At 38.9% G+C, this 16598-nt stretch carries 16 protein-coding genes; 2 read left to right on the top strand and 14 right to left on the bottom strand.

What is annotated here, in order from left to right; all coding sequences use genetic code 11:
• Positions 1-26: 26 nt before the first annotated feature.
• The 5 genes from H7R46_RS15230 to rpe all read right to left on the bottom strand — a co-directional run bounded on the left by H7R46_RS15230 (position 27) and on the right by rpe (position 5246).
• The gene (locus H7R46_RS15230; RefSeq protein ID WP_005071213.1) at positions 27-782 is read right to left on the bottom strand and encodes a copper resistance protein B; all 756 of its coding nucleotides are present in this window, start codon (positions 780-782) and stop codon (positions 27-29) included.
• On the bottom strand, positions 769-2841 hold the full coding sequence (locus H7R46_RS15235) for a multicopper oxidase domain-containing protein (protein ID WP_182924222.1): 2073 nt from the start codon (positions 2839-2841) through the stop codon (positions 769-771). The genes H7R46_RS15230 and H7R46_RS15235 overlap by 14 nt, the downstream gene beginning before the upstream one ends.
• A gap of 41 nt (positions 2842-2882) precedes the next feature.
• Positions 2883-3278: a hypothetical protein gene (locus H7R46_RS15240; protein WP_005071216.1), complete on the bottom strand. Its 396-nt coding sequence runs from the start codon at positions 3276-3278 to the stop codon at positions 2883-2885.
• Between the two features lie 103 nt (positions 3279-3381).
• Positions 3382-4203, bottom strand: a complete 822-nt coding sequence (locus H7R46_RS15245) for a Cof-type HAD-IIB family hydrolase (protein ID WP_005071218.1) — start codon at positions 4201-4203, stop codon at positions 3382-3384.
• Positions 4204-4559: 356 nt separating this feature from the next.
• The gene (rpe, locus tag H7R46_RS15250; protein ID WP_000043044.1) at positions 4560-5246 is read right to left on the bottom strand and encodes a ribulose-phosphate 3-epimerase; all 687 of its coding nucleotides are present in this window, start codon (positions 5244-5246) and stop codon (positions 4560-4562) included.
• Between the two features lie 184 nt (positions 5247-5430).
• Between rpe and H7R46_RS15255 the strand changes: the two genes are divergently transcribed.
• Positions 5431-5703: a DUF2218 domain-containing protein gene (locus H7R46_RS15255; RefSeq protein WP_005071220.1), complete on the top strand. Its 273-nt coding sequence runs from the start codon at positions 5431-5433 to the stop codon at positions 5701-5703.
• Here the strand turns inward: H7R46_RS15255 and fghA are convergent, their stop codons facing one another.
• From fghA to H7R46_RS15285, 6 genes are all read right to left on the bottom strand, one after another.
• On the bottom strand, positions 5704-6549 hold the full coding sequence (fghA, locus tag H7R46_RS15260) for an S-formylglutathione hydrolase (protein ID WP_005071222.1): 846 nt from the start codon (positions 6547-6549) through the stop codon (positions 5704-5706).
• The gene (locus H7R46_RS15265) at positions 6518-7969 is read right to left on the bottom strand and encodes a C13 family peptidase (RefSeq protein WP_005071224.1); all 1452 of its coding nucleotides are present in this window, start codon (positions 7967-7969) and stop codon (positions 6518-6520) included. The genes fghA and H7R46_RS15265 overlap by 32 nt, the downstream gene beginning before the upstream one ends.
• Before the next feature lie 136 nt (positions 7970-8105).
• The gene (locus H7R46_RS15270; protein WP_005071226.1) at positions 8106-8897 is read right to left on the bottom strand and encodes a class I SAM-dependent methyltransferase; all 792 of its coding nucleotides are present in this window, start codon (positions 8895-8897) and stop codon (positions 8106-8108) included.
• Between the two features lie 11 nt (positions 8898-8908).
• Positions 8909-9574, bottom strand: a complete 666-nt coding sequence (gene tsaB, locus H7R46_RS15275) for a tRNA (adenosine(37)-N6)-threonylcarbamoyltransferase complex dimerization subunit type 1 TsaB (protein ID WP_005071228.1) — start codon at positions 9572-9574, stop codon at positions 8909-8911.
• A 133-nt stretch (positions 9575-9707) separates the two neighbouring features.
• A complete protein-coding gene (locus H7R46_RS15280; RefSeq protein WP_080631236.1) occupies positions 9708-10235 on the bottom strand; it encodes a gamma carbonic anhydrase family protein in 528 nt (175 codons plus the stop codon).
• A gap of 22 nt (positions 10236-10257) precedes the next feature.
• The gene (locus H7R46_RS15285; protein WP_014208431.1) at positions 10258-10884 is read right to left on the bottom strand and encodes a CoA pyrophosphatase; all 627 of its coding nucleotides are present in this window, start codon (positions 10882-10884) and stop codon (positions 10258-10260) included.
• Between the two features lie 114 nt (positions 10885-10998).
• On the opposite strand from H7R46_RS15285, the gene H7R46_RS15290 reads away from it, so the two are divergent.
• Positions 10999-11547, top strand: coding sequence for an NUDIX hydrolase (locus H7R46_RS15290; protein ID WP_002115876.1), 549 nt, complete (start codon positions 10999-11001; stop codon positions 11545-11547).
• Between the two features lie 58 nt (positions 11548-11605).
• On the opposite strand, the gene H7R46_RS15295 is transcribed toward H7R46_RS15290, so the two are convergent.
• From H7R46_RS15295 to H7R46_RS15305, 3 genes are read right to left on the bottom strand one after another with little or no spacing between them, the layout of a single operon-like run.
• Positions 11606-13534 (bottom strand): hypothetical protein, encoded by a 1929-nt coding sequence (locus H7R46_RS15295; RefSeq protein ID WP_002115900.1) that lies wholly within the window; start codon positions 13532-13534, stop codon positions 11606-11608.
• A gap of 18 nt (positions 13535-13552) precedes the next feature.
• Positions 13553-14938: a putative pilus assembly protein FilE gene (gene filE, locus H7R46_RS15300; RefSeq protein WP_182924223.1), complete on the bottom strand. Its 1386-nt coding sequence runs from the start codon at positions 14936-14938 to the stop codon at positions 13553-13555.
• Complete coding sequence (locus H7R46_RS15305; RefSeq protein WP_002115895.1) at positions 14932-16596, bottom strand: OmpP1/FadL family transporter; 1665 nt, start codon at positions 16594-16596, stop codon at positions 14932-14934. The genes filE and H7R46_RS15305 overlap by 7 nt, the downstream gene beginning before the upstream one ends.
• Between the last annotated feature and the right edge of the window lie 2 nt (positions 16597-16598).

Below are 16598 nucleotides of genomic sequence, written 5' to 3' on the forward strand. Positions count from 1 at the left end.
GTTTAAGCTTACTTTTTGTTCGGCAATTAGAATTTTAGTGTTAACCCAGCTCCATAATACCAACCATGTTCGGAGTCGGTTCCAGTTTGCCAAGCAGTTTGTTTTAAACCTTTTTCATAGCCGTAACCAACATCAACAAATGGCATGACCTTTTTGTTGATTTCATAACGGGTTTGAAAACCAGCTTGTAAACTTGATAGCCCTGTTTTACTGGCATAGCGAGATTCATCTTGCAAAACGACATCTGCTTTTAAATAAGGTTTACCAATTAACTTTTGGGTAAAGAGCAAGTCCCTTTCCGTTTCTAAACTTAACTTCCATAGCTGGTCTTCACCTGCATAAAGATATGCATCGGTTTCAAAAAAGTAAGGCGCCATGCCATGTAAACCCACGACACCAGCCCAGCGATCTTGCTTTTCATCTTCCCGTTGCAAACGTTCGTAGTTTACACCGGCCTGTACATCCCAATAGTCAGCTACATTTCGACTATAAAGTACTGAACCGCCATAATTGGCATCTTCTGACTCTGCTTTTTCAACGTGGGCTTTAATGAACAATTTATTTTCATCCGTTCCCACCCAAGTTTCTAATTCAGAAGAAAAACTACCTTCTCCTTCTTCATTTTGAGTCCAGCCAGTATCAATTTTTGTTGCTTGATAAACCTGTCCACCATGTTCACGTAAATGATCATGAGTTAAAGGCTCTTGAGCAAAAGTAAATACTGATATGCTCGAGAAAGCACCACAATATAACATTTGAGAAAATAACTTAGTGATGCGCATGACTAGCTCCTTTCTCATTTTCAGATTGAACAGGTGATTGAGCTTGAGCAGGTTGTTGTCCATCATTCACTTGAGCCACAATCAACTTATTCATCATTCCAGCACTCATGTGATAAAGCAGATGGCAATGAATCGCCCATTCGCCTAAGGCATCAGCTGTCAATAACGCAGTAACGGTTTTTCCTGGTGGAACAATAAGAGTATGTTTATTTGGTAAGTTTTCAGCTTGTTGGCCATTTTCTAATTGCATGAACATGCCATGTAAATGCATTGGGTGAGCCATCATGCTGTCATTCACAAACTTCAAGCGAATACGTTCGCCATACTTAACTTGTAATGGCTCAACTTCGCTAAATTTTTTGCCATTAATGGTCCAGATATAACGCTCCATGTTGCCACCTAAACGAATAACTAATTCACGTTCTGGTGCACGCGTGTCTGGCTGAGGTGTTAAAGATTGCAAATCACTATATTGCAGTGCTTTCATACCCGCTGGTGTCGAAGCATTTGCCCAGCCATAAACGGGTTCATCCTTTTTAGGCTTATTCTCAGATTGCGCAGGCATCTCATGATTCATATTCATCATAGCGTGGTCATGCTCGCTAGCTGACATTGCCTGCATATCATGCTTCATTTCAGGCATCGCTGACATGTCATGCTTCATTTGCATCATGGAATGATCATGTTCGCCAGATGCCATATTTTTCATGTCATGATCCATGTTCATCATTGTAGAATTATGATTAGCATGGCTCGCCTCTTTTTTCATTTCAGGCATCGCTGACATGTCATGCTTCATTTGCATCATGGAATGATCATGTTCGCCAGATGCCATATTTTTCATGTCATGATCCATGTTCATCATTGTAGAATTATGCTTAGCATGGCTCGCCTCTTTTTTCATTTCAGGCATAGCCGACATGTCATGTTGCGTGTTCATTTGATGGCCAACATGTTCATCACTTGCCCCATTGCCATGACTCATGCCCATATCATCCATAGTTAACAAAGCACGTGGACGTGGCTGCGGTATTTGAATTGGCCCTACAGCCTGCGCATTTTCATTATGCAAAGTCCCAATGGCAAAACCACTGCGGTCAATAGACTCTGCTTCAATCTGATAATTTGATTGCGTAGGTTCTACAATGACATCGTAGGTTTCGGCTGTACCAATACGGAACTCGTCAATTGCAACTGGCTTAACTGGCTGCCCGTCTGCACTTACAACTGTCATTTTCAAATTTGGAATTCTGACATCAAAAAATGACATTGCCGATGCATTAATAAATCGTAATCGAACCTTATCGCCAGTCTTAAAGTTACCTGTCCAGTTTTGCTGAGGTGTTTTGCCGTTGACTAAGAACGTATAGCCCGTCACATCAGACATATCGGTTTTTAACATCCGCATCTGATTCCACATCGAACGATCTTGCCAAGTTGCTTTTAAACCTTGCGTTTTAACTTGCTTCAAAACATCAGATACCGTTTCACGGCGGTTTTGATAATACTCAGCAGATTTCTTCAAATTCTTCATAATGCTATCGCTAGAAGAATTATGAAAATCTGAAAGCATCACCACGTAATCACGGTCTGTTTTCTCATGAGCAGCAACAGGTATCTTGCCTTTTGGGTAAATCACAAGTGGTCCATATAAACCATCTTGCTCTTGGCCTTTACTATGCGCGTGATACCAATAGGTGCCGTTTTGTTTCACCTTAAAGCGGTAAACAAAATCACCGTTTGGCGCAATTCCTTTAAAACCATTGAAACCCGGTACGCCATCCATTAACCCTGGCAGTAATAAGCCATGCCAGTGTAAAGACGTATCTTGATTCTTTAACTGATTATGAACATGAATAACAGCGTCATCCCCCTCCTCAAACTCAAGGAGTGGTGCTGTAAACTTGCCATTTACGGTAATTCGTTTTAAAGGTTGGCCCGTAACATTGACCTGTTGTTCATTAATATTAAGGTGATATTCCTTAATTGCTGCGAGTGACCATGGTGAAACCAATAGCCCAAATACAGCGACTAAGCTGCTAATTGTTTTATGAGACATTGCTGTGATCCTTTTTAATTAAAAAAATAAGTAAATAAGGATCAAGCTTTAGGAGGACGTAAAATCTCTTGCCAGTATCCGGCTAAATGTTGAGCCTGATAAATACTGCTAAATTGATATGAAATAGGAATAAGTGGGGATTCAACGTCAGGTACAGCTTGCTGCAGAGCTAAATTCACCATTTGGCAATGAACTGGGTTACAGTCCTGACAATGCTCACCATGTGAATGAAGAGGCTGAGTCATCTTTTGATGACATACGGTCTGATCATTTGCTTGAGTATGCATATTGTTATGCGAAAATTTTTCGCTATGACACGGCATAGTATGAAGATCATGTTGCATAGGCGTCTGTGCAATAGACACACCACTCCACCCAATGACGAAAGCCATTAGGAACACAAACCAAGCATACTTGCGTAAGTGTTGTAGAGCCATTGTGATTTATCGCCTAGAGCCGATGAGTGATCTTAATGCCATTAGCATAACGAAGTTTTAAAAGAGATACAATTTTCTATCTTAACTGCTTGTTATAGAGCAATTAAGCAAATGGGGGTTGATGCTGAAGTACTAAATCAATCACCTCTAATGCACCTTCTTGCTCATTATTTACAGTGGTATAAGGCGCCACTGCTTTTAATGCTTCTACTGCATTTTCAACTGCAAACCCATAACCCACAGCTTTAATCATCTGCATATCATTGTTGTTATCACCAATCGCAACCACTTGATTAGGTTCAACCTGCCATTTTTGTAGTAATAAGTTCAAACCGTGTGCTTTATGCTGGTCGGGAAGAATCAAATCGATAAAATTAAAACCACTTGAAACAGGTACCAAAACTTTATCTGCTACAAAACTTTGCTTCTGAAAATGCTCAAAAATCGCAAAGCTTTCGTTTTCCTGAGCGGTAAAAGTAATTTTGCACACTAAGTCATCTAGTGCATAAAAGTCATCTACAACTGTCAGCTTTTCAAAATATCGGGCAACTTTGGCATAGTCTTCTGCATTCATACTTCTATGCACGTAAGCACTTTTTTTTCCACAGATCACCATGGTTGAGATATATGAAGAGTCAATCGCTTTTAAAATCTCAACGTATTGTTGCTGACTTAAATGAGCAAAAGCTATTTCTTGCCCAGCATCTACAACATGTGCGCCATTTTCTGCAATAAATGCAATCTCATGATTAATCTCTGGAAAATAGGTAACAAGTTTTGCAAGTTGATTACCACTGGCTACCACAAAATGAATATTATTTTGTTTTAGTTGTTCGTATTGTTTTAAAAAACGTGCTTTGTTGTACTGCTTTTTGGAATTAAGAAAAGTCCCATCCATATCTACCGCTAAAATTTTTACTGTCATTAATTATCGAGGTCTCTTACTAAAAACTTATTAAACCAAATTTAGCTTTATTTTTCATGACACTTTTACAGTTTTATACGTATCTATGCACAAAAAGTTTTACACAGAGCTACATCGTTTTTTGCACAGGTTATTTTTTAGCAAAGCTTAATAAAAAACCAGCTAATAAATTATTCAACACGCATAAAAAAAGAACGCCAAAACGTTCTTTTTTCATAGTTTTTGTCTATAGAATAAACGGTTGATCTAATTTTGTTTATTTTACCAACATCTTATCCATACGGTTATCAACACAGTTATCCATACAGTTATAAACAAAGTTATCCACAAGTCTATTTTAGATTAACTCTATCTTTTTAAGCATCAACACTGCCTACTTTCGCAAGCTCTGCACGCATTTGGTCAATCACAACTTTATAATCGGGTTGACCAAAAATTGCGGAACCCGCAACAAACATATCTGCACCAGCTTCTGCAATTTCACGGATATTTGCAGGGCCAACACCACCATCAACTTCTAAACGGATATCACGGCCACTTGCATCAATAATTTTACGAGCTTCACGTAATTTTTCTAAAGTCATTGGAATGAACTTTTGTCCGCCAAAACCCGGGTTTACACTCATTAATAAAATTTGGTCAACTTTATCAAGTACATAATCTAGATAATGCAATGGCGTTGCTGGGTTAAAAACCAACCCTGCTTTAGCACCACCAGATTTAATCAGCTGTAATGAACGGTCAATGTGGTGAGATGCTTCTGGGTGGAATGTAATAATATCTGCGCCTGCTTCCAAAAAGTCTCCAATAATTCGGTCAACTGGAGATACCATTAGATGCACGTCAACAGGAGCTGTAATCCCGTAATTTTTTAAAGCCTTACATACACCTGCACCAAAAGTTAAATTTGGAACATAGTGATTATCCATCACATCAAAATGTACTACATCGGCACCTGCGGCTAACACTTTGTCTACATCTTCGCCTAAACGAGCAAAATCGGCAGATAAAATAGAAGGAGCAATCAAGTAAGGCTTGGACATAGGTGGATGACCTGGCTAAAAATTTAAGGAGAGGCTGAAAATTATAACAAAAAAGAACCTACTTAGCCCGCCCTTCCTTGCTTAAATGACAACATTTCAAACTTGAAACGTAACGTTGCAACAATAGAATGCTAATGGCGAAACGAATTTGTTAAGGTACATTAAACCAATGTGAGGATTGATAATGAAAAGCACAACTCATCTATTAACAAACGATGGAAAACGCATTGCAAAACGTTTAGTTAATCATTGGAAACACAAATTTGAAGTACAAGAAACTGAACAAGATTTTAAAATCTTAATGCCTACCGCAACAATTACGCTTGCACCAGAAACAGAGCAGTTAAACGTTGCTATTGATAGTCAGTTAGATGACCACAACCACTTAGAAAAAGTTGTCCTTGATCATCTAAACCGTATGGCTCAACAAGAATTTCAGGTTGAATGGCTACACTAATTAGCCAGCGACCTTTTCTAATTGGATCGCATGAAACTGTAAATGCTCATCCATAAAGGTTTGAATAAAGTAATAACCATGATCATAGCCAGCATGTTGTCTTAAAGTTAAAGGCTGCCCTGCTTTTAAACATGCTTGCTTAAACTTTTCAGGGTGAAGTTGTTCATAAAATTGGTCATCTAATCCCTGATCAACCAAAATTTCGTCAAATACTGCACCATTTTTTGAGACCAAAGCTGTAGCATCATGAGCTAACCAGCTATTGCGGTCTGCACCCAAATAATGGCTAAAGGCTTTGTCTCCCCATGCACATTCAGTTGGTGCACAGATCGGAGCAAAAGCAGATACCGACTTAAACTTTTCAGGATATTTAAAAGCCAAAGTCAATGCGCCGTGGCCACCCATTGAGTGCCCAAAGATACCAACTTGTTGAGCGTTTACAGGAAAGCTTTTTAAAGTGAGTGGATATAACTCATCAATTAAATAACTTTCCATTTGATAATGCTCAGACCAAGGTGCTTCTGTGGCATTAATATAAAAGCCTGCGCCTTGACCTATATCCCAATGATCCCCTGCCGCAACTTGTTCGCCACGAGGAGAAGTATCTGGGGTAATCAGTATAAGACTAAGTTGAGCTGCCATATGCTGTGCATGTGCTTTAATGGCAAAGGTTTCTTCAGTACACGTTAACCCAGCCAAGTAAAATAGAGTTGAGCAAGCTTTACCTTCTAGAGCTGCTGGTGGTAAATAAACACCAAACTTCGCAGGTCCTTTTAAATAAGAAGATTCAAATTGGTATATACGCTGCTCGCCCTCAAAGCAGCGGTTTTTTTGCAGGAGTTGCATCGTTTTTAGCCTCTGTTTTTGTTTGAGCAATATCTACACTACCCGTATTTTGCTGAGGAAATAGATACTTTTCCAATTGAGGTAGCATAAGTTCCATATTTTTACCGATCATCCACTGAGGTTCCGAAGGTTCAACACCTTGAGCCACTTCCCATTTGGTTACCGTTTGCTTAGCTGTGTTAAACGAATCTTTCATCGACGATTGCTCTCGCATAGCCAAATCAAAGAAAGCTCGACCAAAATAGGTATAGTCAGCTTCGTTATTACACCCAAAAGAAGTTTTATCAGCAGCCGATGCAGTAATAATTAAGGTATCAGGAGACTGTAAAGCAGGAATAAAGCTTCCTGAATAACAGGCTGAGATCACAATTACACGCCAGCGAATACCGGATTTGTCCAGTGTTTCTCGCAACCATTTCGGGTCCACTTGCCCTAAATCTAATGGCGCATTTTCAATTTCGAAGTGATTTTGTTCACCGTGTGAAGTCATATATAAAAATAGTACATCACTATCACGGTTCATTTGCTGGCCCATGCGGCGTAGGGCTAACTCGATACTGGTTTTAGAGGCAATTGGGATCTCTGTACGTGTATCTGGATTATTGACTAACATCATCGAACGGCCAATCGTTCCGAAACGTGTATCAAACTGTTCTTTAATACGGACCACTTCCGATTTAAAAACATCTTGATAACTATCGCCAGCAACACCTAGAAAATACCAATGGCTTTTGGCGAGCTCACCATATTGAACTTGCTCTAAAGAATCATTTAATAGTTTACTTTGCGCATAAAAAGCATCTTCAGCAAACGTTGGAGCCGAATCTTCCACCTTCCAAATCGGTTGATCTTTTACAGAAAGTTGCCACACGACCATTGTCGCAATAGTTGCAACCATGACGAGTGCACGTTCCCACCAGGGCCATTTAAGCTCACGTGAGAAAACCCAAATTACTGCTAAACTTTGCCATACAAATAAAGCTACAAATAAGCTCGGTAAAATTCCGTTATAAATAGCGTCGGGAATAAAGTTGAGATAACCGTTAGACCCCAAATACTGAATTAAACATTGAATTAATAAGATATTTGTATCTAGAACCAGCCAAAGTAAAGCAGGAACTAGCATTAAACGAGGTTGGTTGGTTCGCTGTGATAAGAAAATACCAACAATTAAAGCAATGAATGGCCAAAGTGCATAACCAATTAAACCTTGTGAATTAAAATCACCGATTTGACCAGCGACAAGCCAACTATACAGAGAGTTGGTACATCCTCCTAAAATTCCCCAGACAATAAGCTGAAGAATAGATGGATGCACAATCTGTAAAGAACGTCTTGACCCCAAAAACAGCCACATTCCGGCAATTTGGTTGCTTTTAAAATCATGCCAAAAGTTAATGGAGGGTTTAAGATCAATCATAAAAGGTTTTCAAAAATTTCGTTTTTGACAGGCATCTTAAGTGTATGCCTGCTAAGAATTTTAGCAATCATGCTTTTGAACTATATCACATATATTTGTGCATTATTCAAGCAATAAAACCTAACCTTACATAAGCCTACTGAAAATACGCATCAAAACGACAAGCATCCCCTTGCCATTGATGAGCTGGCTCTTGATTTGCCAAGAAAATAGCATGCCGTGGCCGCTTAACAACTACACGTTTAGCAACTTTCTGTGCCAAAACCAGCAAATTATCCCCCAAATCCATCTCACCATCTTCGGGTAAAAGGAGATGTAAAAGCTGCATTTGTTTTTTGACTTGAGCTTGTTTTTTGATGGCTTGGTGATTCTGGTCACGCTGTGGAAACATCGGATCTAGATAAACCACATCAACTAGTTGAGCTGTTTGTTGTAACTGTTGTAAATAACTTGCAGAGTCAGCAAAGATCAGTTGAATACGATCCATAAATTGACTTAAAAATGGATCACGTTCCGCCAGAGCTTTTGAATCTTCAAGTAAAGTAAATAAAATCGGATGGCGCTCAACGAGCTGGATTTGGGCACCTAAACAAGCCATAAGTAAGCTGTCATGGCCTAAACCCGCGGTAGCATCAACCAGTATGGGTTTTTCGCCTAACTGACAGGCACGAGCAATCATTTCCGATTTAAGACTTGCACGTTTTAAACGTGGAATTTCAGCTTTCCAGTCGGGTTGCATTTTCATGCCATTAGCAGATAACCAAAGTCCGTTTTCATCTACACAAAGGGCAATTTCAGGATTGAAGCGTAAAAACCGTGCATTCAGCTTTTCAATTGGCTTTAAATCGACAGTCACACCTCTAGAACAAAGCACAGCTTGGTAGTGCTGTGCTTGTTCTTGAAAATCTTGTTCAAAATATATATGCATGAGTACTGCCTTTACTTTGCTTTACCCTGATCCGCTATCTTTTTCCACGCATCATCACGTAAATAAACTGGCAAAGCATGCTCGGCATCCACCCATTGCTTTTGTGCAGCATAGACACGTGCAATAGAAGCAATATCCTGTGCAGTTGCAGTGATTGTTTGATGCTCTGCATCAACTTGAAGTAGCTTGGCGCCCGAACCAATTAAGCAATGTTTTGCATAAGCTGCTGCTGGCTCATAGCCCATTAATTTTTCTTCATCAATACACTGCATAATTCCTTGTTCATCTAAAACATAACTTGCAATATAAACTTCATTCATACGCGCATCGAGCACGGCAGTCACTTGTTCCAAACCTTCAAGTCGGTATGCCGCTTGTGCTAAAGCTTGCAATGTAGAAACTGGAACCACAGGTAAATCTTGTGACCAAGCTAAAGCTTGGGCAACAGCAGCATTAATTCGAACACCACTAAAAGAACCAGGCCCACGGCTAAAGGCAATCGCATCCAAACCAGCAACTTCAAGACCTGTTTGTTGTAGCCCTTGCTCAATCATAGGCAAAATGGTCTGGGTTTGTGCTTTCGCCCGCGTATCGAGTTGAAAAAATAGTTCTTGGGTTTCATCGACTAATGAAATAGAACACTGCTCATTTGCAGTTTCCAACGCCAGCAATTTCATGCACAACCTTAGTATTAAATCAGATTAAAAACGAAAGTTATGATACCCCACTCGGCTCTGATAGGCGAGTTGTTCTCTTTCTAAATAAAAATGCCAAGCTTGTGCTTGGCATAGAAAATAACTTATAAAGATTTTAAAAGTGGAATTCTTTTAAATCTGCATAGTTCTTAAAGTGCTCAGCATAATGCAATGCGCTCAAGCGTATTTTCGCTGCCCCATCTTCATCTAAAGTTTTGACAATTTTGCCTGGTGAACCCATCACCACTGAATTATCTGGAATCACCTTCCCTTCAGGAATTAAAGCATTAGCACCGATAATACAATTTTTACCAATCACCGCCCGATTTAAAATTACGGCGTTCATACCAATCAAACTATTATCACCAATCGCACAACCATGCAGCATGACTTTATGTCCGACTGTGACATATTCACCAATATTTAGCTCAATTCCGGCATCGGTATGCAAGACAGAATTTTCTTGAATATTAGAAAAATTACCAATTCGAACTACACAGTTATCAGCACGAACTACTGCACCAAACCAAATGCTGACCTGACGGCCTAGTTCTACCTGCCCAATAAGCGTTGCAGTTGGAGCAACCCAGCCATCCCATGGCTCATGTAAGGCTTTTGGGTGCTGTCCTTGATAGCTATACATCATAATTTATCAATCCTGATCTTTATTTTTTATGAGAAAACTTTGGCATTCCAAAGGTTGGTGAGTTAAGTAAAAATGGCCAATCTTTTTGATAACCTAGTCCATATTTAAACAGAGCAACTAACATACGAGCAGTTAACCCCCAAATAATTTCATTATCAATCTGTAAGCTTGGGAAATATAAAGACTGATGAGCATATCGAACTTCATAGGGTGTCGGACGCGTCTCGATCAGTTGCTGTAACGGAACAAAGAAAATTCGATCAATTTCGGTAGGCTGAGGTATTAAAGTCACCTCTGGAGGAATAAGTCCAACGATCGGTTTTACAGACAAACCGCTTCTTGCACGCTGCATCGGCAAATCACCTAACAACTGTACATCAAACGGATTTAAAGCTGTCTCTTCTTGAGCTTCTCTCAACGCTACAACAATATTACTGGTATCACTAGGATCACGCTTTCCCCCAGGAAAAGAGACTTCCCCCGCATGGTTGTTCATATGTATTGAACGGCGTGTAAGCAGTACCTTTGGATCATTTTCATTAGTAATTGCAATCAGTACTGCTGCTTGTGCTTCTTGTATGCGGGTGGAAAAGCGCAATCTTTGCTGTAACTTTTGTGTTAGCAAGTGCTCTTCCATACCATTCACCTATTATTCTATCTCTCTTTGCATCATATCTGAAAATCAAACTTAGGGAATAGAGTTGATGCGTAAGTCTAAAAATTCAGTTATGCTGAGTCATCTCTATACTCGATGATAATTATGAGTTTCTGTGTAGCGTGTGGGCATAAAACCGAACAAAAAATTCCTTTAGGTGATCATAAAGTACGCCGTGTTTGTACTCATTGTGGAAATATTCACTATGAAAACCCCAAAGTAATCTGCGGTGCCTTAGCGTTATGGGAAGACAAAGTATTACTCTGTCGTCGTGCGATTGAACCTCGTTATGGTTTATGGACTTTGCCTGCTGGCTATATGGAATTGTTCGAAACCATGGAGCAAGGTGCAGCACGCGAAACTCGAGAAGAAGCAGAAGCCGAGATAGAAATAGAACAACTGTATTGTATGTACAATATTCCGCGTATTGGTCAAATTTATGTACTGTTCAAAGCACAGCTGAAAGATGGCATTTTTGGTGCAGGTGAAGAAAGCATCGAGAGTCGCCTGTTTGAAGAGCATGAAATTCCATGGGGTGAACTTGCATTCCCTAGTGTTGAACACACTTTAAGACATTATTTTGAAGACCGTAAAAAACAAGTGTTCCCAACACATCTTGAAACTTTGGGTACTCGTTTAGACCATACGGGTTAATCATTTAGATAATAAAAAAGACCGCTTTCGCGGTCTTTTTTATATGTCTTTTATTTTTTTAAGATTTAGTCTTAATCTGATAACAATCAGCTGTTCTAAGTGTCACAGTTCCAGCCATACGTTGACCTAAAGCTTTTTCAGTCTCAGTCGGAGCAGGTGAAATATCTTTAATATTATTATAAACTTGTTGATAGAAAGCATACGGATTTAACCATGAAACTGTTTTGTTATCATAGGTAGTAAGATTCGCACCACTGGTCTGCCCTTGTAATAGATTAGCAACGTTAATTTTTGCGCCACTTACAAGTAAAGTTTGGCTACCAGTTTGAGAAGTACTTTGAACTACATTTGAATTTAGGCCTACCACAATGCCATTTAAATTCCCTAATTGAGGCACCCCAAAAATCATTCTTACTGTAATTGACTTATCATTGGTGGCCGACTCTGTTCCTCCAGTTGTGCCAATTCTGTACTGCTGAACGCCATTGTTATCAATTAAACTCGTATTCGAAACCACTCCACACTGACCAGACATGTCTGTTGCAGTAGCATTAGGTTTAATATCTGTTCTAATGTCTCCATTTTCATCAACTACAATACCCAAATCAATAGGGGCAATTCCTGCTGTATCAAATTTAAAGTTTAGAGTTGCATATAATGGGAAAATATAAGTTTGACCAGATTTGACATTATTAGCTGTTTTAAAGATCTGATTAGACAGATAGCTCGCAGGGCTTACCTTATAAATATCCATAGAACCATTATAATTTTGGTTATCAACACTCTGTTTCCATAAAGCATACTGCTGAGGATTAGGAGTTTTAGTATTTGTTAACCCGAAATATGAACTATCACGTCCTGCAATAAGTGAATCATTCAATAATTTGCCTTGATAAATCACTAAATCTTCATTTGTATTGCTAGAAGTTTTTAAACGGAATGGTTGTGTTGATTTAATTTCTGTCTGTATTGGATCAAGCCAAGTAGTTTGCGAGTCTGCAACCATTTGAGTTGGCTTAGATTTCGTCAAGACATTTAATACTGCACTAATTGCTAACTGGCTTGTAATTGTACTCGTTCCTTTCCATTGTAAACCATAACCAAATGTATATCCCCGACGATCAGATAGTAAGAATAAATTACCAAACATATGTTGGGTATTAGCGCTATTTTTTGGGCAATCTGCTAAATTAGTTAAATTACATCCATAAAAATTTTCAGATATTAAATTAGGCTCAGCCAAAGTAATATAATCTGATTGATATAACCCTACTAAACTTAAGTGTGCCAACTGCGTTACCAATTCAAAAGCTTGCGTATCTGATACTGGACTTACATCTAACCATGGTTTCAAAATATTGGCATAAGCACCATTTTTCCATTCTGTAGCTGTAATATTTTGAACTAAAATATTTAAAGTATTTTTCTTCTCATCGGTAAATTGGGTTGGCTGCAAATCACCAGCAACATGATCTCCCCTCTCTAAGCCAACGCTTTGAAAAAGTTTTACCAATGCCATTGCAACCCGCACTGTAGGATCATTCTGGTTAAGTGAGGTTGGTGTTTGCCCAGTTAATCCAATCGCCATATCCATGACTTTCAAACGTGGCGGAACAGTCATCTGAATTTTTGAAACAGTGTCTAACTTAACAGAGCCTAGTTCAATTTTTCTTGTAGCTTTGGTATCTTGCAAATAAAAACTAGCAGTATCGCCTGCTTTACAAGATCCGATAACACTATTTCCAGAAGCCTTAGTAACAAAACTTAGATTCGCTGCACTACTACAGGTAAAATTAATACCCGCTATTGGGTAATCTAAAGAGAATTGTAGACAATCACTGTTTGTTACGGAACAACTTCCATTAGCAGTAGCTCCTCCTGATCCATTTGTAGGATTCTCATTTATTGTGGAACTACCACCACCACAACCGTTTAGCATCAGTGCCAATGTGGTAAGTGCAAAAGGCCATAAAACTTTTTTATTCATTAGATATCCTACTTATTTTTAACGTAATACTGAAATTTGAATTTGTCCCTGATTCGTTAACTCATTTTCTGCCACATCTACGGCAGAGGATAATGGCGTCAACATCATGTAATGTGCTAAGGGTGGTAATTTTAAAACACCTTGGATTGATGCGTGTTGTAATAGAGTAGAAGGATACGATTTACTCTTGAAACCGCTCACCCCCTCTAAAATACACCCTTTATCATCTAAAAAAATAACTAAAGGCCAATAATATAAAGGTCTTTCATTACTAGCAGCGAATGACATAAGTTTTAAATGTTGAATTGAAGGATCAAGCTTTATCAACTCATACTCAAACTTTTCTTTAAGAGGTTTTCTTGGCCACAAATTTACTTCTTTACTTATACTGAGCTTTTTAATTGATTTATTATAATTTTTAATAAAACACTTATCTTGTTCAAAAGTTGCTTCTAAATCTTGAGAAGATAAACGTATATACGTCGGCGCTAATACCACTGCCGACTCTGTATCTTGAGTATGTCGATTAAAAAGCTGATCCAACGTTGATCGACTTAGACCTTTTTTACGTTCTATTGACTCAGTTCTGCCTAAACCATCTGGCACGATATAAAAACGTTTTTTTCCTTCTAAATTAAACTCTTGGTCTTCAAGATATTCACTATTTACATATTCTATGCCATCAATAGTAGTAAATTTAGACTTATCTTGTGAAGAATTTGGCTCAGGGGAAGCCTGTGAAGTACTTTTGATCGGAGGTGGAATTAAAAGTAATTGTTTCTGCCATTCATCATTAGATGCCGTCTGAAGTTTTACATTTTCAATAGGTGTTTTTAATTCATGACTATTTGCTGAAGTAGGCTGAGTATTTTGGACTTTTTGCGGTGCAGTCGGTGCAGTCGGTGCAGTCGGTGCAGTCGGTGCAGTCGGTGCAGTCGGTGCAGTCGGTGCAGTCGGTGCAGTCGGTGCAGTCGGTGCAGTCGGTGCAGTCGGTGCAGTCGGTGCAGTCGGTGCAGTCGGTGCAGTCGGTGCAGTCGGTGCAGTCGGTGCAGTCGGTGCAGTCGGTGCAGTCGGTGCAGTCGGTGCAGTCGGTGCAGTATTTAATTTCTTTTGTGTTGATTGCTCCATTTTTTTTGGTGAATCGATAGTAATTTTTTCTTTAGAAACTTTTTGAGCTGGATCAATTATAATTTTATTCGGTAGATTTTGAGATTGTATTTCCACTCTAGGAGGTAGCTGTCTTTTTTGATCAACTTTTTTACTCGGTACAATCATAGGACGCCCATCTGGACCTATAATCGTGTAAAAACCATCTGCATAAGATACAGAAACACTTACCATCGCAACAGATAAAATTGAGATAGCAAGTTTAGGGCGGAACATCCATTTATATTGTCTTACCATTTTGTTCTATAACTCAAACCAAGCACTGTAACTTTAGTATTCGTTTTTACATCTAAACCCGCATAAGGATTTAATAAAATATTATCAACACCACATTTATTCGATAAAGTACTTGTACACGCGGGTATGTTATCGCGACTGCGTAAGAAACCAACTGAAAGATCCAAATCTGTATCTGCATCAAAACGATAACCTAATCCTAAACCAAATAATTGTGCATTATTAATTGGGACCATGGTATTACGTTTGTCATTAGGAATAGCACTGGCACGGGGCTCATAACCAGCTCGTAATTTTAAACGATCCGTTGCTGAATACTCTAAACCAATACCCCAACTCCATGGTGAAGTAAATTTTAAAGGTAATGCTAAAGAGTTATCAGTCACATCATTAGATAATAATTTTGCAACTTTGAGTAATGAGATCTGACGATCAAACTCAAATTTAAATTTATCCCATGCCGAATAATCTGTCCAACCAACATCAAAATTCACTTGTAAGTCTGGCAAGATCTTATACTTAATACCTGCCTGAAAATGTGCAGGGTACTCTAGATCCATTGCAACTAAACCTGATTCAATATCAGGTACATAACCAGGCAAACCTAAAATTCTAGCTAAAATTTGACCTGTAGCAGATGAATTCAATCCCTTAATCAATTCTTGTGGTGCTTTAGCGTTATCAATCAAGTATTTGCCTTTCATACGCATCTTGGCTGAACTTTGATAAACCATACCGAAGCCAAAATCGTCTGTCGGTTCCCACAATAAGCCCAAGTTATAACTTGGACTTAAAGACTGCTCCAATGAAACTTGTAAAGCTCCCATTTTATTAAATGGGTTCATTCCTTCCTGAGCATTACACATACCAAATAATAATAAGTCGGTAATCATGTCATTGTTATTCTTAAATGGTGCGCAAACCACTTCATCAACCATACGCAATACACCAAGCATCTCATTTGGAAAGCGAAGATCAGTTTTCAATGCTAGTGCGTTATAAGACATACCAATTGAGGCACCAATTGATAAGTGATCATTTACTTGAAAACCAAAAGATGGGGATAAATAGGTGATTCGCTCTACTGCAACTTGCTGCCCCATATAGTTACCAGCATTTCCATTTTCTGCTCCAAAACCAGCAACCAATGGTGCATATATCGCTGTTGCATAAGTTACTTTTGAGCCAGGTGGTTTGTAGGCAATTCCTGCAGTAGGAGCAACCAGTGGATAACCCTCCCCTAAATCAACCATTTTTTTAAGGATAGGGACATACAAGCTAGCGTATTCAACATCACCACGCACAGGTCCCTTAAAATCTGTACAAATATTAGCAGTAACCTCTGGTCCATCATTACAGACAAGAGGATCATCTGAATAACCAAAAATATTATAACCAGGGGGGGCTGAAAACTCGCGTTGGATATCAAAATTAGCAAGAATACCCTGTACATCAGTTTGTAGCCCATCAATCTTGGCTAACGCTGCAGGGTTAAAATGAACAGCACTAATACCTGGTGGATCTGCTGTTACAGCATTCCCCATCGATAATGAACGAATATCTACAGCTAGGTTTTGTCCTAATTGAGCATTGGCAAAGCTAGAAAAACCAGAGATCACAATTGCCACTGTTAAAGGACATAATTTAGGATATTTCACCT

The sequence above is a fragment of the Acinetobacter sp. BEC1-S18-ESBL-01 genome, assembly GCF_014169935.1.
GTDB classification, from domain to species: Bacteria; Pseudomonadota; Gammaproteobacteria; order Pseudomonadales; family Moraxellaceae; genus Acinetobacter; species Acinetobacter pittii.

What these genes read in the sequence shown, in the direction of transcription:
- H7R46_RS15230 (WP_005071213.1), bottom strand. Translation starts at nt 782, where the DNA reads ATGCGCATCACTAAGTTATTTTCTCAAATGTTATATTGTGGTGCTTTC.
- H7R46_RS15245 (WP_005071218.1), bottom strand. Translation starts at nt 4,203, where the DNA reads ATGACAGTAAAAATTTTAGCGGTAGATATGGATGGGACTTTTCTTAAT.
- tsaB (WP_005071228.1), bottom strand. Translation starts at nt 9,574, where the DNA reads ATGAAATTGCTGGCGTTGGAAACTGCAAATGAGCAGTGTTCTATTTCA.
- H7R46_RS15265 (WP_005071224.1), bottom strand. Translation starts at nt 7,969, where the DNA reads ATGATTGATCTTAAACCCTCCATTAACTTTTGGCATGATTTTAAAAGC.
- H7R46_RS15255 (WP_005071220.1), top strand. Translation starts at nt 5,431, where the DNA reads ATGAAAAGCACAACTCATCTATTAACAAACGATGGAAAACGCATTGCA.
- H7R46_RS15235 (WP_182924222.1), bottom strand. Translation starts at nt 2,841, where the DNA reads ATGTCTCATAAAACAATTAGCAGCTTAGTCGCTGTATTTGGGCTATTG.
- H7R46_RS15295 (WP_002115900.1), bottom strand. Translation starts at nt 13,534, where the DNA reads ATGAATAAAAAAGTTTTATGGCCTTTTGCACTTACCACATTGGCACTG.
- filE (WP_182924223.1), bottom strand. Translation starts at nt 14,938, where the DNA reads ATGGTAAGACAATATAAATGGATGTTCCGCCCTAAACTTGCTATCTCA.
- H7R46_RS15290 (WP_002115876.1), top strand. Translation starts at nt 10,999, where the DNA reads ATGAGTTTCTGTGTAGCGTGTGGGCATAAAACCGAACAAAAAATTCCT.
- H7R46_RS15240 (WP_005071216.1), bottom strand. Translation starts at nt 3,278, where the DNA reads ATGGCTCTACAACACTTACGCAAGTATGCTTGGTTTGTGTTCCTAATG.
- H7R46_RS15280 (WP_080631236.1), bottom strand. Translation starts at nt 10,235, where the DNA reads ATGTATAGCTATCAAGGACAGCACCCAAAAGCCTTACATGAGCCATGG.
- H7R46_RS15270 (WP_005071226.1), bottom strand. Translation starts at nt 8,897, where the DNA reads ATGCATATATATTTTGAACAAGATTTTCAAGAACAAGCACAGCACTAC.
- rpe (WP_000043044.1), bottom strand. Translation starts at nt 5,246, where the DNA reads ATGTCCAAGCCTTACTTGATTGCTCCTTCTATTTTATCTGCCGATTTT.
- fghA (WP_005071222.1), bottom strand. Translation starts at nt 6,549, where the DNA reads ATGCAACTCCTGCAAAAAAACCGCTGCTTTGAGGGCGAGCAGCGTATA.